Origin of the sequence: uncultured Pseudosulfitobacter sp., from assembly GCF_963976325.1 — a bacterium.
GTDB lineage: Bacteria > Pseudomonadota > Alphaproteobacteria > Rhodobacterales > Rhodobacteraceae > Pseudosulfitobacter.
In genome coordinates this window covers 42,700-68,478 of record NZ_CAXBJW010000003.1, presented here as the reverse complement: position 1 = coordinate 68,478, position 25,779 = coordinate 42,700, and the positions used below count along the sequence as shown (strand labels likewise).

Below are 25,779 nucleotides of genomic sequence, written 5' to 3'. Positions count from 1 at the left end.
CGATTTTCTCACCCGAAACAGCGCCTTCGCCCTGCAAATTCTTGCCTGCCGGTGGCGCTACCTGTTTCCGCAATGGATTTTTGTTCCTATAGTCACCTCTTGTGACAAGCGCGAATAACGCCCCGGGGGGACAAATATGATCCGGTCTGAACTTATTCAGAAAATCGCAGACGAAAATCCACACCTGTATCAGCGAGATGTCGAACGGATTGTGAATACAATTTTCGAAGAAATCACGGGGGCCATGTCGCGTGGCGACCGGGTCGAGCTGCGCGGCTTCGGCGCATTTTCCGTCAAACAGCGTGATGCGCGCGTCGGACGGAACCCAAGGACGGGTGAAACCGTTCATGTAGAAGAGAAGCACGTGCCATTCTTCAAGACCGGCAAGCTGCTTCGTGATCGCCTGAACGGAAACGACTGAATGCGCTATATACGTTATGCCTGTATCGCGGTTTTCGCGATTGCTTTGATTGCCGTCGCCCTTGCCAACCGCGAGGTGGTGACGCTGAAAGTGTTGCCGTCCGAGGTGGCAGGCTATTTCGCGGTGAACCCTTCAATCCAGTTGCCGATGTTTCTGGTCATTTTCATGGGCATCATCGTGGGCCTTCTGGTCGGCTTTGTCTGGGAATGGATGCGTGAACATGCAGTGCGGGCCGAGGCGTCGCGCAAGGCGCGCGAAGTACGCAAGCTTGAGCGTGAAGTCAAACGCCTGAGAGGCGAGAAGCACGAAGGCAAGGACGAGGTTCTGGCCCTGCTGGATGAAGCGGGCTGACCGGATCGTATGTCACCTGACATAGCTGTAAAGATCTGCGGGCTGGGAACGGCGGCCGATGTCGCTGCCACTGCGGCGGCGGGGGCTGTCTATGGCGGTTTCGTGTTCTTTGCGAAATCACCGCGCAACCTGTCGTTTGACGCGGCTGCCGCATTGGCTGTCGATGCCCCCGTGGGGTTGGCCAAGGTGGCGCTGACGGTTGATGCCGACAACGCCTTTCTGGATGCACTGACCGCACAGGTGCCGCTGGATATGTTGCAATTGCACGGCCACGAAAGCCCCGCGCGGGTGACCGAGGTCAAGGCACGCTATGGCTTGCCGGTGATGAAGGCCGTGGGCGTGGCGGATGCGGCTGATCTGGCAACGCTGGACACTTACCTGACTGTCGCCGACCAGATCCTCGTGGACGCCAAACCGCCACGCACGGCAGAACTGCCTGGCGGCAACGGGTTGTCGTTTGACTGGCGCTTGATTGCAGGCCGCCGCTGGCCGGTGCCGTGGATGCTGGCAGGTGGTTTGACGCCGGACAACGTGGCCGAGGCAATCCGGGTGACCGGGGCGCGGCAGGTCGACGTGTCGTCGGGTGTCGAATCAGCTCCGGGCGTCAAGGATGCTACAAGGATTGCGGCCTTTTGCCGTGCGGCGCAGGGTGCTGTGGCGCGGACCTGACCGCCGGAAAGGGGACAGGATTTGGCACGGCTAATTTTGCACATCGGACATGGCAAAACCGGTTCCAGCGCCCTGCAATCGGCGCTGGCGCTGAGCACCGATGCGTTGGCGGCGCAAGGCATCGTCTATCCTGAACATGCCTCGTTCACGCAGGCGCGCGCGGGACAGATCTCCGCAGGCAACGTGAACGGACGTACGTTGGTTGCCACCGCCAAGGCCGCGTTGAAGCGCAACCAGCATGACGTGCTCTTGTCCAACGAAAGCCTGATCCACTTTTTTCTGAACGATCCCGAACTGTTGCCAAAAATTGCGGACCTTGGTGCAGACACCCGAGTGATCCTGTACGTGCGCAACCCCTACGACCACGCTTGTTCCGTTTATGGTCAAACGGTCAAACGCGGTGGGGCCGTTGCCAGCTTTGACAGTTTTCTGGCAGGCTACCCTACGCCCGCAAAGGTGCGTGCGATGATACAGATCGCGGAAAAGGCAGGCGTCGGGCTGACTGTCGTAAACTATTCAAATCACGCAGGCGACATCCTGCGCAGCTTGACCGATGCCTTGGGTGTGCCCGCCGATACGCTGACCCCGGCGGCAGGGGGGCGCGTCAACCGGTCGCTCACACGGTCCGAGCTGGAGCTACAGCGGATGTTCAATCACCACTGGGGCCGCCGCAGCAGCCGCTTTGTGTCGGATGCGCTGTGCAACGCGTTGCCCGATATTCGCGCTGACAGGCCGGTGGCATCGGCGCAGGCGCTGGACGCCTTCGTGGCGCGGCAGGCGCCCATCGTGGCCGAAGTGAACGCGCTGCTGCCACCGTCCGAAGCGTATACGCTAGAGGTGCCGCGAGATGGGGCAGGGGCTGACGGGCAGACCGATCTGACCTTTACCCCCGCGCAGATGGAGGTGCTGGTCGAAGCCATTTCTGCGCGCATTCCCAACATGCTGGAAAACGACCGCTGGCACCGGTTGCTGATCCGCCTGCGCGGCGGGCAGCATGGCAGTTTTCCGGGGCGAATAATGCGTATGATCCGTGGCCGGAAAAACGGCTAGTCCTTTACACGCAGGGCGCTGAAAGCTAGGTCCAAGGCTACACCAGACAGGAGCAGCCCGATGGCGAACGATCTCTTTAATTCCTTCATGACCGGCCCCGACGAACAGGGCCGCTTTGGCGACTTCGGTGGGCGTTTCGTGTCCGAAACGTTGATGCCGCTGATCCTGAGCCTGGAAGAAGAATACGAGAAGGCCAAGACCGACGACAGCTTCTGGGCCGAGATGAACGACCTGTGGACGCATTACGTGGGCCGCCCGTCGCCGCTGTATTTCGCGGAACGGCTGACCGAGCATCTGGGCGGCGCCAAGGTTTACATGAAGCGCGACGAGCTGAACCACACCGGCGCGCACAAGATCAACAACGTGCTGGGCCAGATCATTCTGGCACGCCGCATGGGCAAGACGCGGATCATTGCGGAAACCGGCGCGGGTCAGCACGGTGTGGCCACGGCGACAGTCTGTGCAAAGTTCGGTCTGAAATGCGTGGTCTACATGGGTGCGCACGACGTTGAGCGTCAGGCGCCGAACGTGTTCCGTATGCGCCTGCTGGGGGCAGAAGTTGTCCCCGTCACCTCGGGCCGTGGCACGCTGAAGGACGCGATGAACGACGCGCTGCGCGACTGGGTGACCAACGTGCGCGATACGTTCTATTGCATCGGCACGGTAGCAGGACCGCATCCATACCCTGCGATGGTGCGCGATTTTCAGGCGATCATCGGCAAGGAAGTGCGCGAGCAGATGGATGCCGCCGAGGGCCGTTTGCCCGACACGCTGATTGCTGCCATCGGTGGCGGGTCGAATGCCATGGGTCTGTTCTTTCCGTTTCTGGACGACAAAGAGGTCAACATCATCGGCGTCGAGGCCGGCGGCAAGGGCGTGAATGCCAAGATGGAGCACTGCGCCTCGTTGACCGGCGGCCGTCCCGGCGTGCTGCACGGCAACCGCACCTATCTGTTGCAGGACGACGACGGTCAGATCCTGGAAGGGTTCTCGATCTCGGCGGGTCTGGATTACCCCGGCATCGGCCCCGAACACGCATGGCTGCACGAAATCGGTCGCGCGAAATATGTCAGCATCACTGATGTCGAAGCCCTTGAAGCGTTTCAGTTGTGCTGCACGCTGGAAGGGATCATTCCCGCGCTTGAGCCCAGCCACGCGCTGGCCCATGTGATGAAGCTGGCGCCGACGCTGCCTGCGGATCACATCATCTGCATGAACATGTGCGGGCGCGGCGACAAGGACATCTTTACCGTGGCCAAGGCGCTGGGGTTCGAGATGGGGAATTTCGGCTGAACTGACAGCGGGTCGGGGGCGCTGCCCCCGGCGCTGTGCGCCTCCCCCGGAGTTTATCTGGCAAGATGAAGTTGAAGGCCCGCGCTTCAGGAGGCGTGGGCCTTTAATACGTCCAGCGACACGATGTCGAGCGCGCGCTGGTGGGTGGAGCTGAGGGCCACATCAGGCGCACAGCCTTCGTCGTGGGCTTGCAGGAAACGGGCGGCGCACAGGCACCATCGGTCACCGGGGCGCAGGCCGTCAAAGCCGAACTCGGGGCGCGGCGTGCTGAGGTCGTTGCCGACGTATTTGGAATAGGCGAGGAATTCGGCGGTCATCACCGCGCAGACCGTGTGGCTGCCCTGATCGGCAGTGCAGGTGTTGCAATGACCGTCGCGGAAAAAACCGGTCAGTGGGTCGGTGCTGCATGGGGTCAGCGGCTGGCCGAGTACGTTTACAGGGTCGTCAGGTTCCATCTGTTGTCTCCGTGGCTCGGGTGATCTTGCGCAGCATGTCGATGGTGGCATCGGTCACGCCCGCGTCTCGGAACTTGCGGTCGGCGGCGGTGACGACGATGACCACATCGGCAGCCTTGTCGATGTACAGATACTGGCCATAGACGCCACGCCCGGTGACCTCTTGGCCCGGTGTCGCGCCGATGGGCACCCACCATTGATAGCCATAGCCGATCTTGCCCGCTGCGGTTTTCGCCGTGGGCCGGATCGAGGCGCCAATCCAGTCGGCGGGCACGATCTGCTGGCCTTGCCACATGCCGTCCTGTTCGATCATCTGGCCAAAGCGGGCATAGTCACGGGTGCGCAGGTTCAGGCCGCCCAGCACAAAGGCCACGCCGACGCCGTCGGTCACATAATAGGGGGCGGCCTCGACGCCCAGCGGCGCGATGATCTTGTCGGACAGCAGGGACGGGATGTCGCGCCCCGTGGCACCGCGAATCACCATCCCCAACACATGCGTGTCGATCGACGTGTATTGCATCTGCGTCCCGGGTGCGGTGAAGGTTTCGGTCAGGCTGGCGGCAAAGTCGTCCATTTCTCCGCCCAAAGCCAGCACGCGGCCCATGCGGTTGATGTCGCTGTCATAGTCCAGATAATCCTCGTCGAAGGTCACGCCCGAGGACATTTGCAGCACGTTGCGGATGGTCGCCCCGTCATAGGCACCGCCCGCCAACCGCGGCGCGTATTTGGTAACCGGATCGTCCAGCGAGGCGATGGTGCCGTCGGCGACCAATATGCCCATCAGGGCGGATAGGAAGCTTTTGGCGACGGACCAGCTGATGCGCAGATCATCCTCGGTCGTGCCAAGGTAGTAATCTTCGTAAACGATCTGGCCGTCTTTCAGCACCAGCAGCGAGGTGACCGCACGGTCCTTGATCCAAGTGTCGGCCCCAGTGGGCAGGGTCATCTCGGCGCCGTAGGGCAGGGGCGAGATCGGCCCGTCGCCGCGCGGGATTTCGCGCGACAGAAAGGCGTCGTTCATATGGCTGAAATTGGCGACGATCTTGTCTTCGGAAAACAGGCTGTTCACCGCCAGAAGGCGGGTGATTTCCTCGCGTTTCCAAAAACCTATGACAGCGGCGGCCAGCACAGCCATCAGCAGGATGCGAAGTGCCCATTTCAGTAAGGTGCGCATGGTTGTCCCCTTGGCAATTGGGTCCAGTCAAACACGCAAAGCGGGGCGGGGCAAACCCTATGTCGGGCCGGTCCAGTTGACCCAACGTCCATGAAAATCGGCACGTCCCAGCGTCAGGCGCAGATCGCCGGGCCACAGTCGCAGGGTCAGGGCCGCGCCCACAGCGCCGGTCACATCGCCGTCGGTTTCCATCGACAGCCACGCCAGCGGGCGGGTCGGGGTAGCGTTCGCGCCTGCCGCTTCGATCAGTGCAGTGCCACGGGCCTGTGCGGCGGCGGGGAAATATTGCCAAGCGACGGTGTGCTGGATCAGATGCATTTGCCCCTCGGGCTGCGCGGTCAGCCGGTGGTCCAGCCAGTCGATGGCGTCGCCGCGTGTGATCTGTGCATCGAACACGGCGGCGGCGGCGCGGGTGCGGGCCAGACGTTCGGGTTGGTCGGCCCACAGGTATGCGGTCAGACGCAGCAGGTCGTCCGTCTTGCGCGGGTTCAACGGGTTCAGGTCCACGCCTGCGCGGCTGGCAATCCTGGGCGTTGTGGCAGGGGGCAGCGGGCCGGTCCAGTCGGGCGAAAGCGTGAGCGCAGGGTCGGCGGGGCCGAAAGTGGTGTCACCGATGGCCAGTGCAAAGTGGTCCCACATCAGGTTCAGCCCGCCGGATGCGCCTAGCTCGCTGAGCATCACGGGCAGGTCAAAGTGCTGGCAAGCCGCCCGTGCCCCCGCGATCAGGGCAGCGGAACGGCGAACCTCGTTGGTTTGCGGCGGGCTGTCGACCCAGTCCAGCAGGAAGGCCTCGTGCTCTGACAGGGCGGCCAGCACGGCGTCGCGCAGCGCGGTATCGTTGGCGGCGCGGGGCGGATAGCAGGCGGCAAGCGCCGGACTGCGTCCCGACAGCACCAGCGCGTGCAATCCGCCCGCGACACGCAACGGCAGGGAGTGCCCCGAGGGGCCGATATTCCCGGTAAAGCTGGCCAGTTTTCGCGCCAGTGCACTGTCGGTAGGCCAGTCTGTTGCCAGAAACGTCAGCAGACGCTGCATAAATGGTGAGTCTAGCCGTGCACAGGATTGCGCCTGATTGCGGAAGGCGTCCGCGAGGCTCATTTGAAACGATCAACAAGTTTTTGCAGTGCCGAACGGGGCGCTTCGGGGTCCGGCTGTGCCGTGGCTTTGGGCGCGGGTTTCAAGGCTTCAGCCTTTGGTCCCTTGTCGCCGGTGCCCGAGCGGGGTGGCGACACGCGCAGGGCCACGGCATTCATGAACTTTGCCGGATCGCCCTGTGCCAGATGTTGCGCGCCATCCGACACGCCGCGCAGCACATCGTCCAGCCAGTCTTGATCGGCCTTGGCAAAGTCGTGCAACACAAAACCCGGCACGCGGTCCTTGTGGCCGGGATGGCCAACGCCCAACCGCACGCGGCCATAGTCGGCCCCCAGATGCGCATGGATCGAACGCAAGCCGTTGTGGCCCGCGTGTCCGCCGCCCTGTTTGAAGCGCACCTTGCCGGGGGCCAGGTCAATTTCGTCATGCAATACGATCACGTCCTGCGGCTCAAGCTTGTAGAACTGCGCGGCGGCAATCACCGACTGGCCCGAATTGTTCATGAACGTTTCAGGCTTTAACAGAACGACGCGGTCGCTGCCAAAGCGGCCTTCGATCACCTGTCCCTGAAACTTGGACTTCCACGGGCCAAAGCTGTGATCCTGCGCGATCCGGTCCAGACACATGAAGCCAATGTTGTGGCGGTGGCCTGCGTATTTTGCGCCGGGGTTTCCCAGGCCAACAATCAGTTTCATCAGCGGCTCCTTTGGATGTTGCGGCGCAGCATATGCGCAGGGCGGCGGCGGGTCCAGTCAGAGGCTGTTGGCGGCTTGGGCGCAGGGGGGGCAAACGCAAAACGGGGCCCCGAAGGACCCCGTTTCAAATGACTGCGAAAGCTTAGACTTATTCGTCTGCGCCAGCTTCCATTTCGGTGGCGGGCACTTCGTCTGCGGCCACTTCTTCTTCGTCGTCCGACTGCGATGCCAGACCCGACGGAGCCGAGATTTGTGCGATGACAAAGTCACGGTCGATCGTGGGCTTCGCGCCTTCGGGCAGTTTGACCGAAGAAATGGTGACGCTTTCACCAATTTCGATTTCCGACACGTCGATGGTGACGTGATCGGGGATATCGCCCGCGGTCACAACCAGTTCGACTTCGGGACGGATCATGGTCAGAACGCCGCCGTGCTTCAGGCCGGGCGATGTTTCTTCGCCAACCACTTCAACCGGGATGAACAGGTTGATCTTCGTGGTGCGGCGCAGACGCATGAAATCGACGTGTGTGGGCAGGTCTTTGACCACGTGACGCTGCACGTCGCGGCAGATGACGCGCACGTCGTCATGGCCTTCGACTTTCATGTTGAACAGCGTGGACTTGAAACGGCCCGCTTTCAGCATTTTCAGCAGTTTGTTGAACGGGATGTTGATGGGCAGCGGATCTGCGTCGCCACCAAAAACAATGCCCGGAACCATGCCGGCACGACGTGCCTGACGAGCGGCGCCCTTGCCTGTCCCCGTCCGTTCCAGAGCTTCGAGATCAGGAATCTCTCCAGCCATAGTAATTCTCCAATACATAAGGGCAGGGTGCCTCCAAGGCTGCCACCCCGCGTGAAGTCGCGCGTATAGACCGGATCGGTTGCCGTGAAAAGAGGGATTTTGCGCAAGCACGCGGCGTCGACACTTGTACCTGTGTCCGCGCCCCGGCACCGCATCGCGCATGGGCGTTTTCGAGGGCCATCGGATCAGCCGCAAGCCGATGGCCGGGTTCTTGGTGATTTGCGTCGTGTGGGCTGCCTGCTTCGCGCAGACCCCGGCAATTGCCGCACAGATCAGCCGACGGGCGTGACCAGATGGCCGCCTGCGGCCTTGATCCGTTCGTACAGCGCAAATTCATCCGCCCGCACCTTGCGCAGCTTGGCCTCGACCGCCGCCGACAACGGTGCCTCGGCCGGGGGCGAGACGTTTTTCTGCTTCAGCGTGATCTCTTCGCCAAAGGCCTGGGTCAGAAAGGCGCGGAACACCGGCTGGCGTTCATAGGCGAACAAGTGGTTCACCAGCACCTCGCCCTTGCCCGAGGTGACAAAGTTGAACTGGCTGCCGATGCCCGCGAAGGGCGGCGGGTTGTCCGAGATCACGGCCAGCACGAAGTCGTCAAAGCTGCATCCGTTGGTGCTGGCCTTGGTGCCCTTTTGGCGCGGGCCGCTGCGATAGCGATACCAGCTGCGGATTTGTTCGACGGGGTCGCGCATGACCGCCATCGTTTCCACCGTCAAACCGAAAGTATCGGCCAGAAACGGCGCCACCTTGTTGTGGAACCGCGCCGCCGTCAGATGTTTGCGCCGCTTCGACAGGATGATGTCGGCACGCGGGCGCAAGGCCATCTCGAAGGCGGTCGTGCCGGTCTTGGGGACCGCAAGAAAGGCCAGGTTCTGATCGGAGAAAACCAACATGACCCCAGCCTTACCCTGTCAGTGCCCGTCTTGCCAACGGCCTGCAAAGTCTTCGGGGATCAGCAGGTTGTGCCGTCCCAGATTTGCAACATTTGTCTCGCCACACAGGGCCATTGTAATGTCCATCTCGCGGTGAATGACCTCAAGCGCCTTGGTGACACCTTGTTGGCCCATCGCGCCCAGTCCGTAGATAAAGGCACGGCCGATGAACGTCCCCTTGGCCCCCATCGCCAGCGCCTTTAGCACGTCCTGACCCGACCGGATGCCGCTGTCCAGATGCACCTCGACCTGATCGCCCACGGCGTCCAATATCGACGGCAGCGCGCGGATCGACGACAGTGCGCCGTCCAACTGACGGCCGCCATGGTTGCTGACGACAATCGCATCGGCCCCCACCTTCAGCGCCATCTTGGCGTCCTCGGCGTCCAGAATCCCCTTGAGGATCACCTTGCCGCCCCATTCTTCCTTGAGCTTGGCAATCTTGTTCCAGTCCAGCGTCGGATCGAACTGTTCTGCCGTCCAGGCGCTCAGTTGCGAGGTGTCGCTCAGACCTTGGACATGACCCACGATATTGCCGAACTCGCGCCGCTTGGCCTGTAGCATCTCTATGCCCCAGGCCCATTTGGTCGCCAGATTGGCGATGGTCCTGGGCGTCAGTTTGGGTGGGGCGGACAGGCCGTTTTTCAGATCCTTGTGCCGCTGGCCCAGAATTTGCAGGTCCAGCGTGATCACCAGCGCCGAACATTTCGCATCCTTGGCGCGCTGGATCAGGCGGCTGACATAATCGGTGTCGCGCATGGTATAAAGCTGAAACCAGAACGGTGCCGTCGTCGCCTCGGCCACGTCTTCAATCGAGTTGATGGACATGGTGGACAGGGTGAACGGCACGCCAAAGGCTTCGGCCGCACGGGCGGCTTTGATCTCGCCATCGGCGTGCTGCATCCCGGTCATGCCGACGGGGGCAAGGGCCACAGGCATGGCAACGTCCTGTCCGATCATCTGGCTTTTGGTGCTGCGCCCCGACATATCGACCGCCACGCGCTGACGCAGGCGGATGTCATCGAAATCGGACGAGTTGTCGCGAAAGGTCTGTTCGGTCCACGACCCGCTTTCGCAATAGTCATAGAACATGCGCGGCACGCGCCGCTCGTAAATACGTTTGAGATCGGCAATTTCGGTGATGACGGGCATGGTGCGGGCTCCAAAGCACGGTATTGGTCAGTTTTCTTTACCGATATACGCGCTTTGGATCAATCCCGCATCAAAGTTCCGTCACATCAAGCGCTGTGCGCGCCGTCGGCCAGCGACTTCACAAACGCCAGAATGTCGGCCACGCTGTCGCCCTTGGCGATCTTTGCCACAATGGCCGACCCCACGACCGCACCGTCGGCCACCGACGCGATGGCGCGGCTTTTCTCAGGAGTGTTGATGCCAAACCCGACGATGATCGGCAGATCGGTCTGCGATTTGATCCGCGCAACCTCGGGGCCGACATCGGTCGCTTCGGCCTCTGCCGAGCCGGTGATGCCGGTGATCGACACGTAGTAGACAAAGCCCGACGTGTTTTGCAGCACGCGGGGCAGGCGTTTGTCGTCGGTGGTCGGTGTCGCCAGACGAATAAAGTTCAACCCCGCCGCTTGCGCCGGGATGCACAGCTCGCTGTCTTCTTCGGGGGGCAGGTCAACCACGATCAGCCCGTCAATGCCGGCCGCTTTGGCGTCCACCAGAAATTTATCGACGCCGCGCGAATAGATCGGGTTGTAATAGCCCATCAGCACGATCGGCGTTGTGTCATCGGTTTCGCGGAACGCGCGCGCCAGATCCAGCGTGCGTTGCAGGGTCATCCCGCCTTCCAGGCTGCGTTGACCGGCCAACTGGATCGTCGGGCCGTCGGCCATGGGATCGGTAAACGGCAGGCCAAGCTCGATAATATCCACGCCCGCGTCCGGCAATCCCTTGACGATCTCAAGCGAGGTGTCGAAATCGGGGTCGCCCGCCATCACATAGGAAACGAATGCCTTTTTTCCGGCGGCTTTGAGGTCAGCGAATTTTGCGTCGATGCGGGTCATGGGGTGGCCTTTTTCTATGTCGCTACCGCAATGCCCAAACTCGCGGGGGAAATCAATCCACCGCAGGGTGCGCAGGGGGGCAAATCGGGGCGGTGGCGGCTTTCAGGCCTTGCATATCCGCAATGTCCGCCGATTCACCGCCTTGCACGCAGGGCTGTGCGCCACTAGAAGCAGCCTGTCGTGGATTTCGGAGAACGAACATGGGTTTCAAAATGGGTATCGTCGGGCTGCCGAACGTGGGCAAATCGACCCTGTTCAACGCGCTGACACGCACAGCCGCCGCGCAGGCCGCGAACTTTCCCTTCTGCACGATCGAGCCGAACGTCGGCGAAGTGGCCGTGCCCGATGTGCGGCTGGACAAGCTGGCAGAGATTGCACAGTCGAAATCCATCATTCCCACGCGCATGACCTTTGTCGACATCGCCGGTCTGGTCAAAGGGGCCTCCAAGGGCGAGGGGCTGGGAAACCAGTTTCTGGCCAACATCCGCGAGGTTGACGCCATCGCCCACGTGCTGCGCTGTTTCGAAGACGGCGACGTGACCCACGTCGAGGGCCGTGTGGACCCGGTGGCCGACGCCGAAACCATCGAAACCGAACTGATGCTGGCCGACATCGAAAGCATCGAAAAACGCCTGCAAAACATCGTGCGCAAGGTGCGCGGCGGTGACAAGGAAGCGGTGCAACAAGAACGCCTGATGCGCGCAGCCCTCGCCGTTCTGGAAGAGGGCAAACCGGCCCGCGTCGTGGACGTTGACGAAGACGACCAGCGTGCGTGGAAAATGCTGCAACTACTGACCACCAAGCCGGTTCTTTACGTCTGCAACGTCGGCGAATCCGAAGCCGCCGAAGGCAATGCCCTGTCCGCACGCGTGGGCGAGATGGCCGCCGCCGAAGGCAACATGCACGTCATCATCTCGGCCCAGATCGAAGAAGAGATCAGCCAGCTTGAGCTGGAAGAGGCGCAGATGTTCCTGGACGAAATGGGGCTAAGCGAAGCGGGCCTCGACCGGCTGATCCGCGCAGGCTACGAGTTGCTGCACCTTGAAACCTATTTCACCGTCGGCCCGAAAGAGGCCCGCGCCTGGACCATCCGCCAGGGCACATCCGCGCCCAAAGCGGCCGGCGTGATCCATGGCGATTTCGAAAAAGGCTTTATCCGCGCCGAAACCATCGCCTTTGACGACTTTGTCGGACTGGGCGGCGAACAGGCGGCGAAAGAGGCCGGCAAGATGCGGGCAGAGGGCAAGGGCTATGTCGTCAAGGACGGCGACGTGCTGCACTTTTTGTTCAACACCTGACGCGTCATCCCCGCGACAGGGGGCTGGCACGGACTTTGCTTTTTCGGCGGACTTGCATGAATGGCGCAGGACCGTGGGATAATTTTCGCGCAGGCATCTGGCAGCAATGTGCGTCCCCGATGCCTGTGAAGGCCTATTAGAACGTTGTTTAACATGAAAAATGTGCCAATTTGAACGCGCTGGCCCAAGCCGCAAAAAAGCAGTTGTTTTCCTGTTCTCCAGCCCATAAACACGGCGGCGGAGACGTGGCCGAGTGGTCGAAGGCGCTCCCCTGCTAAGGGAGTAGGCCCGGAAGGGTCTCGAGGGTTCGAATCCCTTCGTCTCCGCCACCATACCTTTTTGTTGGTTATGAATGGGCCGCTTTAAGCGGCCTTTTTCTATTGTTTATGTGGGCATACTGCCCGCCTGTCACTTTGCCGAGCTTCTTTTGGGTGTCCCTGTAATCGCTTCTCAAGCAGCAGGTCAGCCGCGTTCCGCCGGTGATTAATGTTCCATTCCAAGATGCTTGCGGGAAATTAGGTCACGAAGGTCCTTTTTCATGACTTTTCCCATGGCGTTTCTCGGTAAGGTGTCGATTGTAATAATCTCTTTGGGTAATTTGTACTTGGCCAGAGATCGGGCCAGAATATTTTTCAGGGCAATCGGGTCGACCGCGTCTTTGGCCGTTTCAACGACAACCGCGACCACACGCTCGCCGAAATCTGGGTCAGGCAGGCCAATCACCGCGCTTTCCTCGACCTCGCGCTGGGCGTCTATGATCGTTTCGATCTCCTTGGGATAGATATTCAGGCCGCCCGAAATAATCAGGTCCTTTGAACGTCCAACGATGGTAACGTAACCGTCGGCGTCGATTTCACCCAAGTCACCGGTTCGAAAATAGCCGTCTGTCGTGAAAGCGTCGGCGGTTTTTTCCATCAGTCCCCAATACCCTTTGAACACATTCGGACCCTTGACCTGGATCTCTCCCGCAGCGCCCGGTTCGGCATGGTCGATGCGCAGATCCACATCGGGCAACGGCAGACCAACGGTGCCCGGTTTCCGCAGCGCGTTGAGTGGGTTAGATGTGTTCATGGATGTTTCGGTCAGCCCGTATCTTTCCAGAATACGGTGGCCGGTGCGGTCCTCAAACGCCTGATGTGTGTGGGCAAGCAACGGCGCGCTGCCCGAGATGAACAGGCGCATGTTTTGGCTTGCTTGGGAGGTGAACGCAGATGATGCCAGCAGGCGGGTGTAGAACGTGGGAACGCCCATCATCACGGTGCAATCGGGCATGGCAGCAATCACCTGGTCGGGGTCGAATTTTGGCAGGTAGACCATGCGCGCGCCCGCCAGAAGACTGACATTGCAGGCCACGAACAGCCCGTGGCTGTGATAGACGGGCAGGGCGTGCAGCAGGGTGTCTGCTGCGGTCATACCCCACAGATCGACAAGGGCGGCGGCGTTTGACAATAGGTTGTCATGACTTAGCATTGCCCCCTTGGGGCGACCTGTCGTGCCAGACGTATACAAGATCGCGGCCAGATCATCACCTTTGCGCTCTGCCTTGACTGGCGGCGCAGATGGGTGACGGGTTTGCCAGCTTCCTGTGCCGTCGGCGGCCATCGTCACCAGACACCCGGATGTTTCTGCAACCCCGGTTTCAAGCTGCGCCGCCCGCGCGGGATCGCAAAACAGGACCGACGCTGCGCAATCCTGAATGAAGAACGCCACCTCTTGATCGGTATAGGATGTGTTAAGCGGCAGGAAAACCGCGCCTGCGTGCAGACAGGCCGCATAAAGGGCAAGCGCGGTTGGCGACTTTTCCACCTGTGCTGCGACGCGGTCCCCCGGCGCCACGCCCATGGCGGCAAGGGTTGCAGCAAGACGGGCGGTGGTGCCCGCAAAGTCCTGATGGGATAGGGTCGTGCCATCCGAAAGATGCAGGAACGCGGTGCGGGATGCCGCGTGCGGTTCAAAGACAGCGTCGTACAGGTGGTTCGCCATGTCTTTACCGGCCCTTGAAAACGGGTGTGCGCTTTTGTGCAAAGGCAGCGCGGCCTTCGGCGTAATCGTCGCTTTGAAAGCAGGCCGAGACAGCCGCGTCGATGTCGTCCAAGCCCGCTGGGTTGGTCTGTTCCAGCACGCCGCGAATGGCCATTTTGACGGCCTTCATTGTCAGCGGAGCGTTCTGCGCAATGGTGCGAAGATAGTTTTCCGCCGCATCGTCGAACCCTTCAACCGGCAGGATGTCATTGATCAGCCCCATACGCTGCGCCTCTTGCGCGGTGTATTGTCTGGCGGAATAGAAAATCTCGGCCGCGTTCGCGGGGCCGACGATGTCGACCAGCGTCTTGATCCCGGCATAGCGATAGCCAAGGCCCAGCTTCGCCGCCGGGATGGCAAAACGGGTGTCTTCAGCCGCGATGCGCAAATCACAGCCCAAGGCGGTGCCAAGGCCGCCGCCGACACACCATGTGCGTATCACGGCGACCGTGGGTTTCAGCAGTCCCGCAATCGCGGCGCCGGCGTCCTTGCCCGCAGCATCATAGGTTGCCACCTGCTCGGGGGTGTTACGCTTTTCTGCAAACTCGCTGATGTCGGCACCAGAGATGAACGACGATGTGCCCTCGCCACGCAGGGCGACGACCCGCACGCTGTCGTCCTTTTCGAACTGTTTGATAATCCCCGGAATCTGAAGCCACATGTTAAAGGTCACGGCATTGCGGCGGCGCGGATTGGAAAAAACCATCCAGCCGATGCCGTCCTTGACGTGTGCAATGACCTGCGGCGTGTAGCCGTCCGCTTCGGCGATGGGGTCGACAAGGGTCATACGACTTTCCTTTCTTTCAGCGCGGCGACTTCGGCGTCTGACAGGCCAAGCTCGTGCAGTATTGCATCGCTGTGCTGGCCTGCGTCTGGGGTGGCGGAATGCATAACCGGTGTGGCACCGGACAGAACGATGGGCTGGCCCAGCACCTTCTGGATGCCACGCTGGGGGTGCTCTACTTCGACAACCATATCAAGTGCGGCGACCTGCGGATCGGCAAAAACGGCATCAATCCTGTTGATCGGGCCGCACGGAATGCCCGTCGCAATCAGGGCTTCGGTCAGGTCCGCGCTGGTGCGGGTGCGGGTGATGTCGAACAACAGCGCGTTCAGCGCGTCACGGTGTTCAAGCCGCAGACGCGCCGTGGCAAAGCGGGGATCGTCAACCAGATCGGGCCGGTCAATGACGGTGCAAAAATCCTGCCACATCCTGTTTCCGGTCACAGCGATGTTCATACTGCCGTCGGAGGTGGGATAGACACCCATCGGCACCGCAGTGGGGTGGTTGTTGCCCGCCTGTTCGGGGACCACACCGTCGATCAGCCAGCGCGCGGCCTGAAAATCCAGCATCGCGACCTGTGCCTGAAGCAGGCTGGACTGAACCCATTGCCCCACGCCGGTGCGCTCGCGGTCAAGCAGCGCCATCAGGATTCCGGTGGCGCAAAACATGCCGGCGGTCAGGTCGGCGATGGGAACGCCGACGCGCACGGGGCCTTGGCCCGGCAATCCGGTGACAGACATCAGGCCGCCCATGCCTTGGGCCACCTGGTCAAAGCCGGGCCGCTCCGCATAGGGTCCGGTCTGGCCAAAGCCGGAGATCGATCCCAACACCAGCTTCGGGTTGCGGGCATGCAGACTGTCCCAATCCAGCCCCAGCCGCTTTTTCACGCCGGGGCGGAAATTTTCGACCAGCACATCGGACTGGTCCACAAGACGCATCAGAATATCGCGCCCCTCGGCGCTTTTGAGGTCCAGCGTCAGGCTGCGTTTGTTGCGATGCAGGTTCTGAAAGTCCGAACTTTCGCGATCTGCATAGCCGCTGGCGTCGTCTGGCGGTTCGATCTTGATCACGTCCGCGCCCCAGTCGGCAAACTGTTTGACGCAGGTGGGGCCGGACCGGATACGTGTCAGGTCCAGAACGCGGAAACGGTCGAGGGGGCCGGTTATGTGTTTGGCCATCATGCACCCTCCACCGGAATGATCCGGCTTTCCTGAACCGAGATCCAGACAGGTGCGTTCATGTCGAAAACCTGCTCGGCTGGTGCCGCCGCACGCAGGCTCATGCTGCGGCCTTCAAGCGACAGGCCGTAATCCCAGCGTTCCCCCAGGAAAATCCGTTCATCAATGTGCGCGGCAAGATGCAACATCCCCTCGGCCGGTTCGGGTTTGGTGTTGCCCCGCAGGCTGAGTTTCAGGTTCTGTGGCCGGACAGAAGCAAGCACATTGCCCGCCCTTACCTCGGTCGAAGGGACAGAAAACCCTTCGAAGTGCATTTCACCCGCGCTGGCCTGACCTTCGATCAGGTTGGTGCGCCCGATGAATTCGGCGGCGAACCGCGTGCGGGGCCGTGCATACAGCCGGTAGGGTTCGTCAACCTGTTCGATGCGCCCTGCCTTGATCACCGCAACACGGTCCGAAATGGCCATCGCCTCGGATTGGTCATGGGTGACGTAAACGGTGGTGATGCCAAATTCGACATGCATCCGTTTGATTTCGGTGCGCATTTCCTCGCGCAGGTTCGCATCGAGGTTCGAAAGCGGTTCGTCCAGCAGCATCACCTTGGGTTGCACAGCCACCGCACGGGCCAGCGCCACGCGCTGTTGCTGTCCACCCGACAGTTCGGAAGGATAGCGTTCTGCCAGATGGTCAAGCTGCACGACGCCAAGGATTTCCCTGACCCGCTTCTTGATCTGGTCGGCGGGCAGCTTTTTCATGCGCAGACCAAAGCCCACGTTCTGTGCGACTGTCATGTTGGGCCAGATCGCATAGCTTTGAAAGATCATCGACATATCGCGGTTTTCAGGCGCGACGACGCCCCTTGGCGACGAAATTTCGCGGCCATCCAGTTCGATGCGTCCTTCGGTCGGCGTGATGAACCCGGCGATCATGCGCAACGTCGTGGTCTTGCCGCAGCCCGAAGGCCCCAGCAGGGACAGGAACTCTCCGTCTGCGAGTGTCAGCGAAATATTATCGGCTGCGCGGAACCCGCCGTAATCTTTCACCAGTCCGTCTAGTATCAGTTTGGTCATTTCAGTTCCTTCTCAGCATGAAGTCGCGTCCAAGCAAACGCATGCCGATTGCGACGACAGTCGAGGTGACGACAAGCAGCACCACGCCCATGGCAGCCAGTGTTTCGTAATCACCCTGTTCGCTCATATCGAGCGTCAGGATCGAGATGACCCGGTTCTGGTGGCTGGTCAGGAACATCGCGGTCGACAGTTCGCGCGAGCAGATGACAAAGACCAGAATCCAGACGCCCATCAGCGATTTCTTGAGCACCGGTGCAACAACTTCGACCATGGCGCGCATCCGCGATCCTCCGTGAATCCGAACCGCTTCTTCCAGTTCGGGGTTCAGGCTGCGGATGCCTGAAGCGCAGGACACAAAGGCGATGGGCAAAAAGCGTGTGATAAACGCAAGGATGATGATCAGGCTGGAGCCGTAAAACGAGAACGGCGGGCCAGCGAAGGCTGCATAGAAGCAGATCGCCAGCACGATACCCGGCACCGCCACAGGGGCAACCGCCAGAAAGGCCAGCGCGGAGGAATATGGGATCAGCTTGCGGATCACCACATAGGCGGTCAGAAAGCCAAGGACGGTACAGGCCGTGGCCGACGCCAGCGCAAAGTAAACGGTGTTGAACATCGCTTCGCGCACCGTGGCCTGTTCGAACAGGATGGCCCTGTAGTTGTCCAGCGTCAGGTTTGACAGGGTCGGGGCCTTGGCCCAAGCGATCTGGAAAGACGTCGACAGCAGGATGCCTGCGGGCAAGATGACAGCAAGCAACGTCACAGCCAGCCCGTGCGCAAGGAACAGCCATTTCCAGCGTCCCACACGCATTGCGGTGCGCGCGCCCCCCTTGCCGCTGACCGCCACGTGGCCGCCGCGCAACAGCAGACGTTGCGCGCCCAGCAACACCACGGTGATCAGGACCAGCGGGACAGAGAACGCCATCGCCAGCTCGATCTTTGCCGGATACTCGAAAAAAGTGGTAAGCTGTGTGGTCGCCACGTTGAACCTTGCCGGAATGGCAATCAACGCGGGCGTGCCATAAAGCGCAATCGTTTCCAGAAACACCAGCATGATCGCCCCCAGGATCGCGGGAAGCGCGAGGGGCAGGGTGATGATCCAGGTGGTCCGCATCGGTCCTGCGCCATGGATCGCGGCGGCCTCTTCCATCTCGGACGAGATAAGATCGAGCGCAGAGGTGGCAAAGATGAAGATCAGCGGAAAGACGTTCAGCGCGATGACAAAGGCCAGCCCCCAAAGGCTGAAGATATTCACCAGCGGGTCTTCGATGCCGGTCAGTGACGTCCATATCTGGTTGATCCAGCCCGCGTTGGGACCGGCCAGCAGGATCCACCCGATCGCGCCCAGAAACGGCGGCATGATGAACGCGCCCAATGTGCCAAAATAGAATAGCGACCGGCCCGGAATGTCGGTGCGGGACACGACCCACGCCATGGGCAGGGCCATTGCCACTGATATGACCACGGTGACCACGGCCAGTTGGATGGTGTGCCAATAGGCCAGCAAATAGCGGCTGCGGCGTGCAACATCGACAAAATTAGAAATTGTGAAGCTACCCGTTTTCGGGTCGCTGAAGCTTTCGATCAGAAGGCGGGACATTGGATAGACAACCAGCCCGACAAGAATGGCCGTCAGCAGCCCAAAGACCACCAGTGACCAGTCGAATTTTGGTCTGCGCACCGATGGGCGCAGACCATTTACATTTGCGGTATCTGTCACTGTCAGATTCCGAACGTGTCACGGAATTTTTCAGCCAGCTCGGGAATGTCATTTACGATCTGGTCGGGCGTTGCCGTGATAACCTTGATCTCGTCCAGCGCGGGGACACCCGGTTGCAGCGCAATGCCTGCGCGGATCGGAGTGCCGAACTGTTCTGCGATGACTTCGTTGAACTCGGTGCCCAGCAGGAATTCCGAGAACAGTTTCGCCGCATTGGGGTGGGGGGCATTAGCAAGGATACCGCTTGGCGACGTGATGATCACCGTCCCGTCTGTCGGGTAAACGTTGGCGACGGGATTGCCCTTGGACGAGGCCGACAGCGACGACGCTGCGGGGCCCGCACCAACGATGGTTTCGCCCGAAACGGTCGTGGTAACCACATCAATCGACGACCGGCCGATATAGGGGTTCTGGTCCAGCATCTTTTCAAAGAACTCGTAACCGTAAAGCTCTTGCATCTTCACGCCCCAGATGCCGACATACCCTGAAAATCCGGGGTGCCCGATCGCGACCTTGTCTTTCCACTTGGGGTCCAGCAGGTCTGGCCAGTTCTTCGGGGCATCTGCTTGGGACACCTCGTCGGTGTTGTAGACGATGCACATGGGACCAGCTGTGGTGACATGGAACATGTCGTCGGCGTCCAGGTTCTGAAACTCGGGAATGACCTCGGACTTGCGGACCGGCGTGTATTGCATCAGCAGATCGCGCGATTTCAGGTCGATCGCGTGGGCAATGCTGGACGTGGTCAGCACATCGCAGTTGGCAACGCCTGAATCGATGTCCTGATTAAGCCGCTGGAACGCCACACCCGCCGTCGAACGCACGACGTTGACCTTGATGCCGGGGAAAAGCTCGGTGAATTTCTGGCCGACAATTTCGGCACTTTCCGAGGCCAGCGGCACCACGTACCAAGTGATCTCGCCTTCGGATTTCGCGGCCTCGTACAGGGCCTGAATTGCGTCCTGTGCCATGGCCAGCCTTGGTGCCAGCGCTGACGCGGCAAGCCCGGTGACCACGAAGGTTCTTCTGTTAATCGACATCTTATTCCTCCCAGAATGGTTGTTGTTGTTCGACACGGTCAGCCCCAAAGGCCGACACGACCGTGTCACGTCTTGAAATCATCTTTCCGGACAAAGGATCGTTGTCGATTGACCGGATGTTAATCGGTGTTCTCGCTCTCCTTTTTGTGGGTCATGGTCGCAACAAGGTCTGCATAGACCCTGCCACCTGATAGAATGTGATCGCGCATCGCGGCCTGTGCTGCGACGGGGTCGCCCTTTTCGATGGCCGTGACCACGTGGCCATGCTCGACCCACGACCGCTCGACGCGCGACCGCTGGTACAGGCTGGATGTATGGTAATAGGCAAGGCGGCTGCGCGTCTGACGGATCAGGTCCGCGATGTAGGTGTTGCGTGCACCTTTGTAGATCAGGCCGTGAAACCGTCCGTTGCATTCAATGTAGCTTTTGCTGTCGTGGCTGTACGCGGCGGCTTCACTTTCCGCGTGAACCGCGATCAATGCATCCAGCTCGTCGTGATGGATGCGCTGCGCGGCCAGTGCGGCGGCTTCGGATTCCAGGCAGGCCAGCGTTTCCAGCATGGCCACAGCCTCATCTGCGCTCAGTTCACTGACAACCGCGCCGTGACGTGGACGCATCTGCACAAGACCCGTCGCGGCAAGCTGCATGATGGCTTCGCGGGCGGGTGTGCGGGACACCTGAAATCTTTCAGAGAGCATTTTTTCGTCGATCAGGTCGCCAGGGCGCAGTTTCCCGCGGCTGATTTCCTTTTCGATCAGTTCTCTGACGGTATCGCTGGCACGTGCCATAAGATTCTCCTCTTGGCATTAATGTATACTTATATGATCCATACGTATTCAAGATAAATCTTTACGCGTACGTATGGTGACTATATTACCAAGGAAACTTCGTCTGATTCAATATCTTGCACAGGGAATAGCCTCATGAAGACACAGGCCATACGTATACACAGCCACGGCGGACCCGAGGTTCTGAAGCTGGACGAGATAGATTTGCCTGAACCCGAAGCCGGACAGGTGCGCATCAAGAACACCTGCATCGGCGTCAACTACGCCGATATCTACGAGCGCGAAGGCGATCACGGGGGGCCGCATTCGGCAAAGGCGCTGCCGATCACGATGGGGCACATGGCGGTGGGCATCATTGATGCCGTCGGCAAAGGTGTAACAAGCCACACTGTTGGCGCGCGTGTCGGCTATATCGGGCCGAACAGCTATGCCACGTTTACGAACATGGCCGCGAACAGGCTTTTCAGTTTGCCCGACGCGGTGACGGATGACGTCGCAGGCGGCTATCTGTTGCGTGGCCTGACCGCCGAATACCTTTTGCGGCGTCTCTACAAGGTCGGGCCGGGGACAACAGCGTTGGTCCATGCGGCCGCGGGGGGCATGGGGCTGATCCTGGGGGAATGGGGCCGTCTGTTGGGCGCGCGGATGATCGGAACCGTCAGCAGCGAGGCCAAGGCCGAGATCGCGCGCGCGCACGGTTATGACGCGGTCATTAACTACGCATCCGAAGATTTCGTCGCGCGCACGCTGGACGAAACGGACGGCACAGGCGCGGACGTGATCTATGACGGCGTCGGCAAAATGGCTTTCTTAAAGTCGCTGGACTGTGTCCGGCCCCGTGGCATGGTCGTCAGCTATGGCACCGCGTCTGGCAATGTCGGTGAATTCGATTTGCAGCGGCTGCATTCGAAATCCATCATCGTAACCCGCCCGACCCTGCGCAGTTGGATTGCAGACCCGGACGAGGCGGCACTGGCGTCGCAGGCGCTGTTCGACGTGCTGTCAGGCGGGAAAATACAGACACCGCTTGGCGCACAGTTTCCGCTTGATCAGGCCGCAGAGGCACACCGCCAGCTTGAAAGCCGCAGCGTCACCGCGCCCATCGTACTTATTCCATAAGGATTGATCATGACTGACCAGAATTTCCCACCTGACTGGACACCTGACACCACATATGCGGACGGTCGCATCGGTTTGACGGTGCGCGACGGCATTGCCGTTCTTGCGGTGCAGATACCGAAGAAGATGAACGCGCTGGATGTCCATGCGACCCGTGGGATGGTCGAAGCGCTTGAGGCCGCACAGGACCGGGCGCGGGTGCTGGTGTTTACAGGCGCGGGCGGCAAAGCCTTTATTTCCGGCGCAGACATCGGCGGGTTTGATGATGATAAACGACAAGGCAGCAGTTTTCTGGAACGGCAGAAAGTTCTGGCCGACTATCCACTGCCCACCATTGCGGTCATTCGCGGCTATTGCATCGGTGGCGGGCTGATGACGGCGCTGAACTGCGATTTCAGGCTTGCGGGGACCGATGCGAGCTTTGGCATTCCGGCGGCAAAGCTTGGCATCTCTTACGGTTTTGACGGGCTGTCCCGTCTGGTTCAGGTCGCCGGCCCCGCGCGCACCCGATATCTGCTGTACACAGGCGACAGGGTGGACGCGCAGACCGCTTTGGCGTGGGGATTGGTCGAGCATGTTTATGACCCGGACGCGCTGTGGGATCAGGCGATGACGATGGCGCGCAGGATCGCCGCAAACGCGCCGCTGTCCATTCGTGCGACGAAACAAACGGTGGCCCAGATCACCCGCGATCCCGATGACCGGGACATGCAGGCCATTGCCGATCTTTCGATGCTTTGCCAGCAAAGTTCCGATTTTCGCGAGGGGCGTGATGCGTTTCGTGAAAAGCGTAAACCTGAATTCACGGGTGCATGATGGGACTGGTCCTGTATCACGCCTGGAAATCCAGCGCCTCACGTCGCGTCCGCTTTTTTCTCGAAGAAAAGGGGCTTGAGTATGAAGCACATGAAATCGACCTGTCACGACAGGAGCAACACCAGCCGGCGTTTTTGAAGGTGAACCCCATGGGGGTCGTTCCTGCGCTGATCCACGATGGCCGCGCTTTGCACGAAAGCGGGACAATATGTGAATACCTCGAAGCTGTGTTTCCCGAACCGCAGTTGTGCCCGACCGATCCGTACGACCTTGCGCAAATGCGCAACTGGGTGCGCTATGTCGATGGGCTTATCGGAAACCTGATACGGTTCAACTGGCGATACACGATCCAGGATCGGGCTGCGAAACTCTCGGAGAGCGAACTTCAGGCCTTGCTGGACAAAATCCCCAGCGCCGAGCGGCGCGAGGCATGGCTGAGGGTCGCTCGTAAACCTTACACCGCGGAAGAGCTGGATCAGGCGCGGGACAATCTGGTTGCACTGCTTGACCGGATGGAAGGGATGATGGTGGATGGCTGGCTTATCCAAGGGGGCTTTTCGCTGGCGGACATTGCTGTGGCCCCATTTGTGCGGCGGATCGGTGAAGAGATTGCCCCTGACGAACTGCTACCGGAAAACCGCCCCAAGGTGGCGGACTGGTGGGCGCGGCTGCAATCCAGGCCAGCATACGTCAAGGCCAGGTTCGATCCGTTTCTAAGCGCTGATCCTGATCCGTCTGCATAGGCTATTCGCCGCAAAACAGACGATTGAGGGTGTCGGCGTATTGCGATTGTCCGGACGCAGGCGCCGCTTGCGGTGCAGGTTATCCCGTCCGCTGAAGGGCCGCATCTGCGCGCGACAGCGTCAGCCGGAACGTGCTGCCAGTGCCCAGTTCGCTTTCCACAGAAAGGGCCCCGCCGTGCAACACCGCCAGTTGTTCGGCGATGGCCAGCCCCAGACCCAGTCCGCCGTTCTGGCGTGACATCGACCCGTCGACCTGCTGGAACCGCTGAAACACCCGTTCCAGATTGTCCTTGGCTATCCCGCAACCGGTGTCTGCCACGCTGAACACGATCCGGTCGCCCACCTGCTTGATCGACAGGTGAATGTTGCCTGTGTCGGTGAATTTGATGGCGTTCGAGATCAGGTTGTACAGGATCTGTTTCAGCCTGATGGTGTCGGCCATCGCCTCCGCAGGTCCGTCTTCGGAATAGGTTAATGTCAGGCCCTTGGCTTCGGCATCAGGGCGCAAGTCCTCGACGACGGTTCTGCCAAGGTTGGTGACCTCGATCCGTTCCAGGTCCAGTTCAAGCCGCCCGCGCGCGACCCGGGTCCAATCCAGCAAATCTTCGACCAGACGCAGCATGTGCTTTGCGGAATTCTCGATGCCCGCACCCTGATCCGATACGAACCGCTGAAAGTTGCCCACTGCCGTGACCGTCGTCTCATCGGCGGGAACGATCGCCTCCAAAGCCGCGGCAAGGCTTTTGGACTGGGGCAATCTATCACTGTTGCGCAGAAACGATGCGCGCCCTGAAATTACGGTCAACGGGGTGCGCAGTTCGTGCGAAACGTTGTTTAGGAATTCCGTCTTTTCGCGGTCGGCGGCCTCGGCTGCTTCCAGGGCGCGTTGCTCTGCGGTCACGTCTGTCGAAATGCCCACCGTATAGCCGTGCGGTGTTTTGGCTTCGGTTACCTTCAGCCAGCGGTTGTCGGCCGCAACCTCAAGAAAGGACACGCCCGGATTCCTGAACCGCTCAAGCCGCTCTGCAATCCATGTGTTTTTGTCTTCGATTGTGGTCGCGTCCGACTGGTTGTTGACCGAATGCGCGAGCAACTCCTTGATGGTCATACCGGGTTTGATCAGGGGGCCGATCTCGGGGTAATACTCAAGATATTTTTCGTTCACCAACATCAACCGCTCGTGATCGTCAAAAGCGATGAAGCCTTCGTTGAGGCAGCCAATGGACTCGGCCAGAAGCGCACGCGCGTTTTCCTTTTCCGACGCGAAATTCCGGATGATGTACAGCACGCCGACCAGAATAACGCCCAGAACAAGCACGAAAGCCAGCAGATAGGGGCTCTGCGGAGAATAGGACGGCCATCCATCCGTGGGGCGGACGGTCGCCTGCCAAGTGCTGTCCAGCATTTTGAACTCTGTCGTCACCGGTCGCGCGTTCAGCGGTCCGGCGTCGTCTTGCACACCGTTCGGGCGGGGCGGCGAAGCCTGGATTTCACGCAGGCTGAAGCTGTACTTCTCGGTATCGCCAAAATCCTGTCGCTGGGCGCTGAGAAGTCCGTCCGCCGAGATGACAATCGAAATGACACCCCAGAAACTCTCCGCGTTGGTCAATGGGTTGGGCAGAAAAACAGGATAGCGCAGGATATAGCCCGCGCCCCCCTGCACCAGCGGCACCGGGCCGTCGACGATCGGGCTTTGTCGACGATAGGCTTTTGCCACACTGGCCATCTGTTCGGGCACTTGCCAGTATTTCAGGCCAATCGTTTTCTGATTGCCAGTGATCGGAAAGCTGTGGGTTACGACCAATCCGGGGGCAAGCGCCACCGCCCGGACACCCGGATTGTGCAATTGCAGATCCGCCACAAAGCGGGAAATCTGTGCTTCGTTCACCTCTGTTGAGGCGACCAGGAGGTTTTCAATGTGCTTGGCCACCAACACCGCTTCGAAAAAGCGCAACTGGATCTGGTCTGTCGCGGTGAAAAGATCCTGTTCCAGATCACGGCGCACGGTTGCCAGATGGTTGTCCTTGTCCAGCGTAATCACGGCATAGCCGATGCCCACAACGCTGCCAAGGGCAAGCGTGGTCAGCAAAATATAGGCTTTTGAAGCCAGGTAACTTTTGTACTTGTTTAACACACACTGTCCTTCGCTAGAGCTTTCTAGGGCGTTCCCGCTATGGCTGTCGGGTTACTCATCCTGGCGGCTCTAAACCTTTTACTAACACAACTATATATTG

25 protein-coding genes and 1 tRNA gene are annotated in these 25,779 nt (G+C 60.3%); 10 read left to right on the top strand and 16 right to left on the bottom strand.

Annotated features, from left to right (window positions below; all coding sequences use genetic code 11):
• Window positions 1-136 precede the first annotated feature (136 nt).
• The 5 genes from ihfB to trpB are packed head-to-tail and all read left to right on the top strand — an operon-like array spanning window position 137 to window position 3,784.
• Entirely contained in the window at window positions 137-421 is a 285-nt protein-coding gene (gene ihfB, locus AAC077_RS11360) for an integration host factor subunit beta (protein ID WP_028958446.1), read from the top strand.
• Window positions 422-772, top strand: coding sequence for a LapA family protein (locus AAC077_RS11355; protein WP_339769627.1), 351 nt, complete (start codon window positions 422-424; stop codon window positions 770-772).
• Window positions 773-781: 9 nt separating this feature from the next.
• Complete coding sequence (locus AAC077_RS11350) at window positions 782-1,441, top strand: phosphoribosylanthranilate isomerase (protein ID WP_339769625.1); 660 nt, start codon at window positions 782-784, stop codon at window positions 1,439-1,441.
• 21 nt (window positions 1,442-1,462) lie between these two features.
• Window positions 1,463-2,491: a hypothetical protein gene (locus AAC077_RS11345; RefSeq protein ID WP_339769623.1), complete on the top strand. Its 1,029-nt coding sequence runs from the start codon at window positions 1,463-1,465 to the stop codon at window positions 2,489-2,491.
• A gap of 60 nt (window positions 2,492-2,551) precedes the next feature.
• The gene (gene trpB, locus AAC077_RS11340) at window positions 2,552-3,784 is read left to right on the top strand and encodes a tryptophan synthase subunit beta (RefSeq protein WP_339769621.1); all 1,233 of its coding nucleotides are present in this window, start codon (window positions 2,552-2,554) and stop codon (window positions 3,782-3,784) included.
• An 86-nt stretch (window positions 3,785-3,870) separates the two neighbouring features.
• On the opposite strand, the gene AAC077_RS11335 is transcribed toward trpB, so the two are convergent.
• The 8 genes from AAC077_RS11335 to trpA all read right to left on the bottom strand — a co-directional run bounded on the left by AAC077_RS11335 (window position 3,871) and on the right by trpA (window position 10,967).
• Window positions 3,871-4,239, bottom strand: coding sequence for a DUF2237 domain-containing protein (locus AAC077_RS11335; protein WP_339769619.1), 369 nt, complete (start codon window positions 4,237-4,239; stop codon window positions 3,871-3,873).
• Entirely contained in the window at window positions 4,229-5,413 is a 1,185-nt protein-coding gene (locus AAC077_RS11330; RefSeq protein WP_339769618.1) for a serine hydrolase, read from the bottom strand. Before AAC077_RS11330 ends, AAC077_RS11335 begins: the two co-directional genes overlap by 11 nt.
• Window positions 5,414-5,470: 57 nt before the next feature.
• On the bottom strand, window positions 5,471-6,511 hold the full coding sequence (locus tag AAC077_RS11325; RefSeq protein WP_339769616.1) for a DUF2332 family protein: 1,041 nt from the start codon (window positions 6,509-6,511) through the stop codon (window positions 5,471-5,473).
• The gene (gene pth / locus AAC077_RS11320; protein ID WP_339769614.1) at window positions 6,508-7,203 is read right to left on the bottom strand and encodes an aminoacyl-tRNA hydrolase; all 696 of its coding nucleotides are present in this window, start codon (window positions 7,201-7,203) and stop codon (window positions 6,508-6,510) included. Before pth ends, AAC077_RS11325 begins: the two co-directional genes overlap by 4 nt.
• 148 nt (window positions 7,204-7,351) lie before the next feature.
• Window positions 7,352-8,005, bottom strand: a complete 654-nt coding sequence (locus AAC077_RS11315) for a 50S ribosomal protein L25/general stress protein Ctc (RefSeq protein WP_339769612.1) — start codon at window positions 8,003-8,005, stop codon at window positions 7,352-7,354.
• Window positions 8,006-8,277: 272 nt separating this feature from the next.
• A complete protein-coding gene (locus AAC077_RS11310) occupies window positions 8,278-8,898 on the bottom strand; it encodes a hypothetical protein (protein ID WP_339769610.1) in 621 nt (206 codons plus the stop codon).
• An 18-nt stretch (window positions 8,899-8,916) separates the two neighbouring features.
• On the bottom strand, window positions 8,917-10,089 hold the full coding sequence (locus AAC077_RS11305; protein WP_339769608.1) for an alpha-hydroxy acid oxidase: 1,173 nt from the start codon (window positions 10,087-10,089) through the stop codon (window positions 8,917-8,919).
• A gap of 86 nt (window positions 10,090-10,175) precedes the next feature.
• Window positions 10,176-10,967 (bottom strand): tryptophan synthase subunit alpha, encoded by a 792-nt coding sequence (trpA, locus tag AAC077_RS11300; protein ID WP_339769606.1) that lies wholly within the window; start codon window positions 10,965-10,967, stop codon window positions 10,176-10,178.
• A 200-nt stretch (window positions 10,968-11,167) separates the two neighbouring features.
• Between trpA and ychF the strand changes: the two genes are divergently transcribed.
• On the top strand, window positions 11,168-12,265 hold the full coding sequence (gene ychF / locus AAC077_RS11295; RefSeq protein ID WP_339769604.1) for a redox-regulated ATPase YchF: 1,098 nt from the start codon (window positions 11,168-11,170) through the stop codon (window positions 12,263-12,265).
• 239 nt (window positions 12,266-12,504) lie between these two features.
• Window positions 12,505-12,594: transfer RNA gene (locus tag AAC077_RS11290), tRNA-Ser, on the top strand.
• Between the two features lie 154 nt (window positions 12,595-12,748).
• Here AAC077_RS11290 and AAC077_RS11285 read toward each other — a convergent pair.
• The 7 genes from AAC077_RS11285 to AAC077_RS11255 all read right to left on the bottom strand — a co-directional run bounded on the left by AAC077_RS11285 (window position 12,749) and on the right by AAC077_RS11255 (window position 20,867).
• A complete protein-coding gene (locus AAC077_RS11285; protein WP_339769602.1) occupies window positions 12,749-14,248 on the bottom strand; it encodes an AMP-binding protein in 1,500 nt (499 codons plus the stop codon).
• Window positions 14,249-14,252: 4 nt separating this feature from the next.
• Window positions 14,253-15,074 (bottom strand): enoyl-CoA hydratase, encoded by an 822-nt coding sequence (locus tag AAC077_RS11280; protein ID WP_339769600.1) that lies wholly within the window; start codon window positions 15,072-15,074, stop codon window positions 14,253-14,255.
• A complete protein-coding gene (locus AAC077_RS11275) occupies window positions 15,071-16,249 on the bottom strand; it encodes a CaiB/BaiF CoA-transferase family protein (RefSeq protein ID WP_339769598.1) in 1,179 nt (392 codons plus the stop codon). The genes AAC077_RS11280 and AAC077_RS11275 overlap by 4 nt, the downstream gene beginning before the upstream one ends.
• The gene (locus AAC077_RS11270; protein ID WP_339769596.1) at window positions 16,249-17,319 is read right to left on the bottom strand and encodes an ABC transporter ATP-binding protein; all 1,071 of its coding nucleotides are present in this window, start codon (window positions 17,317-17,319) and stop codon (window positions 16,249-16,251) included. The genes AAC077_RS11275 and AAC077_RS11270 overlap by 1 nt, the downstream gene beginning before the upstream one ends.
• 1 nt (window position 17,320) lies before the next feature.
• Window positions 17,321-19,039, bottom strand: a complete 1,719-nt coding sequence (locus AAC077_RS11265) for an iron ABC transporter permease (RefSeq protein WP_339769594.1) — start codon at window positions 19,037-19,039, stop codon at window positions 17,321-17,323.
• 2 nt (window positions 19,040-19,041) lie between these two features.
• Window positions 19,042-20,079, bottom strand: coding sequence for an extracellular solute-binding protein (locus AAC077_RS11260; RefSeq protein ID WP_339769592.1), 1,038 nt, complete (start codon window positions 20,077-20,079; stop codon window positions 19,042-19,044).
• Between the two features lie 119 nt (window positions 20,080-20,198).
• Window positions 20,199-20,867, bottom strand: a complete 669-nt coding sequence (locus AAC077_RS11255) for a GntR family transcriptional regulator (protein WP_339769590.1) — start codon at window positions 20,865-20,867, stop codon at window positions 20,199-20,201.
• Between the two features lie 135 nt (window positions 20,868-21,002).
• On the opposite strand from AAC077_RS11255, the gene AAC077_RS11250 reads away from it, so the two are divergent.
• The 3 genes from AAC077_RS11250 to AAC077_RS11240 are packed head-to-tail and all read left to right on the top strand — an operon-like array spanning window position 21,003 to window position 23,545.
• Window positions 21,003-21,986, top strand: a complete 984-nt coding sequence (locus AAC077_RS11250; protein WP_339769588.1) for a quinone oxidoreductase — start codon at window positions 21,003-21,005, stop codon at window positions 21,984-21,986.
• A gap of 9 nt (window positions 21,987-21,995) precedes the next feature.
• Window positions 21,996-22,802, top strand: a complete 807-nt coding sequence (locus AAC077_RS11245; RefSeq protein ID WP_339769586.1) for an enoyl-CoA hydratase-related protein — start codon at window positions 21,996-21,998, stop codon at window positions 22,800-22,802.
• Window positions 22,799-23,545 (top strand): glutathione S-transferase family protein, encoded by a 747-nt coding sequence (locus AAC077_RS11240; protein WP_339769584.1) that lies wholly within the window; start codon window positions 22,799-22,801, stop codon window positions 23,543-23,545. Before AAC077_RS11245 ends, AAC077_RS11240 begins: the two co-directional genes overlap by 4 nt.
• A 79-nt stretch (window positions 23,546-23,624) precedes the next feature.
• On the opposite strand, the gene AAC077_RS11235 is transcribed toward AAC077_RS11240, so the two are convergent.
• The gene (locus tag AAC077_RS11235) at window positions 23,625-25,634 is read right to left on the bottom strand and encodes an ATP-binding protein (protein WP_339769582.1); all 2,010 of its coding nucleotides are present in this window, start codon (window positions 25,632-25,634) and stop codon (window positions 23,625-23,627) included.
• Between the last annotated feature and the right edge of the window lie 145 nt (window positions 25,635-25,779).

Bases quoted from the DNA above. Each gene is read 5' to 3' on its own strand.
- ihfB (WP_028958446.1), top strand. From the start codon at position 137: ATGATCCGGTCTGAACTTATTCAGAAAATCGCAGACGAAAATCCACAC.
- AAC077_RS11355 (WP_339769627.1), top strand. From the start codon at position 422: ATGCGCTATATACGTTATGCCTGTATCGCGGTTTTCGCGATTGCTTTG.
- AAC077_RS11350 (WP_339769625.1), top strand. From the start codon at position 782: ATGTCACCTGACATAGCTGTAAAGATCTGCGGGCTGGGAACGGCGGCC.
- trpB (WP_339769621.1), top strand. From the start codon at position 2,552: ATGGCGAACGATCTCTTTAATTCCTTCATGACCGGCCCCGACGAACAG.
- AAC077_RS11335 (WP_339769619.1), bottom strand. From the start codon at position 4,239: ATGGAACCTGACGACCCTGTAAACGTACTCGGCCAGCCGCTGACCCCA.
- AAC077_RS11330 (WP_339769618.1), bottom strand. From the start codon at position 5,413: ATGCGCACCTTACTGAAATGGGCACTTCGCATCCTGCTGATGGCTGTG.
- AAC077_RS11325 (WP_339769616.1), bottom strand. From the start codon at position 6,511: ATGAGCCTCGCGGACGCCTTCCGCAATCAGGCGCAATCCTGTGCACGG.
- pth (WP_339769614.1), bottom strand. From the start codon at position 7,203: ATGAAACTGATTGTTGGCCTGGGAAACCCCGGCGCAAAATACGCAGGC.
- AAC077_RS11315 (WP_339769612.1), bottom strand. From the start codon at position 8,005: ATGGCTGGAGAGATTCCTGATCTCGAAGCTCTGGAACGGACGGGGACA.
- AAC077_RS11310 (WP_339769610.1), bottom strand. From the start codon at position 8,898: ATGTTGGTTTTCTCCGATCAGAACCTGGCCTTTCTTGCGGTCCCCAAG.
- AAC077_RS11305 (WP_339769608.1), bottom strand. From the start codon at position 10,089: ATGCCCGTCATCACCGAAATTGCCGATCTCAAACGTATTTACGAGCGG.
- trpA (WP_339769606.1), bottom strand. From the start codon at position 10,967: ATGACCCGCATCGACGCAAAATTCGCTGACCTCAAAGCCGCCGGAAAA.
- ychF (WP_339769604.1), top strand. From the start codon at position 11,168: ATGGGTTTCAAAATGGGTATCGTCGGGCTGCCGAACGTGGGCAAATCG.
- AAC077_RS11285 (WP_339769602.1), bottom strand. From the start codon at position 14,248: ATGGCGAACCACCTGTACGACGCTGTCTTTGAACCGCACGCGGCATCC.
- AAC077_RS11280 (WP_339769600.1), bottom strand. From the start codon at position 15,074: ATGACCCTTGTCGACCCCATCGCCGAAGCGGACGGCTACACGCCGCAG.
- AAC077_RS11275 (WP_339769598.1), bottom strand. From the start codon at position 16,249: ATGGCCAAACACATAACCGGCCCCCTCGACCGTTTCCGCGTTCTGGAC.
- AAC077_RS11270 (WP_339769596.1), bottom strand. From the start codon at position 17,319: ATGACCAAACTGATACTAGACGGACTGGTGAAAGATTACGGCGGGTTC.
- AAC077_RS11260 (WP_339769592.1), bottom strand. From the start codon at position 20,079: ATGTCGATTAACAGAAGAACCTTCGTGGTCACCGGGCTTGCCGCGTCA.
- AAC077_RS11255 (WP_339769590.1), bottom strand. From the start codon at position 20,867: ATGGCACGTGCCAGCGATACCGTCAGAGAACTGATCGAAAAGGAAATC.
- AAC077_RS11250 (WP_339769588.1), top strand. From the start codon at position 21,003: ATGAAGACACAGGCCATACGTATACACAGCCACGGCGGACCCGAGGTT.
- AAC077_RS11245 (WP_339769586.1), top strand. From the start codon at position 21,996: ATGACTGACCAGAATTTCCCACCTGACTGGACACCTGACACCACATAT.
- AAC077_RS11240 (WP_339769584.1), top strand. From the start codon at position 22,799: ATGATGGGACTGGTCCTGTATCACGCCTGGAAATCCAGCGCCTCACGT.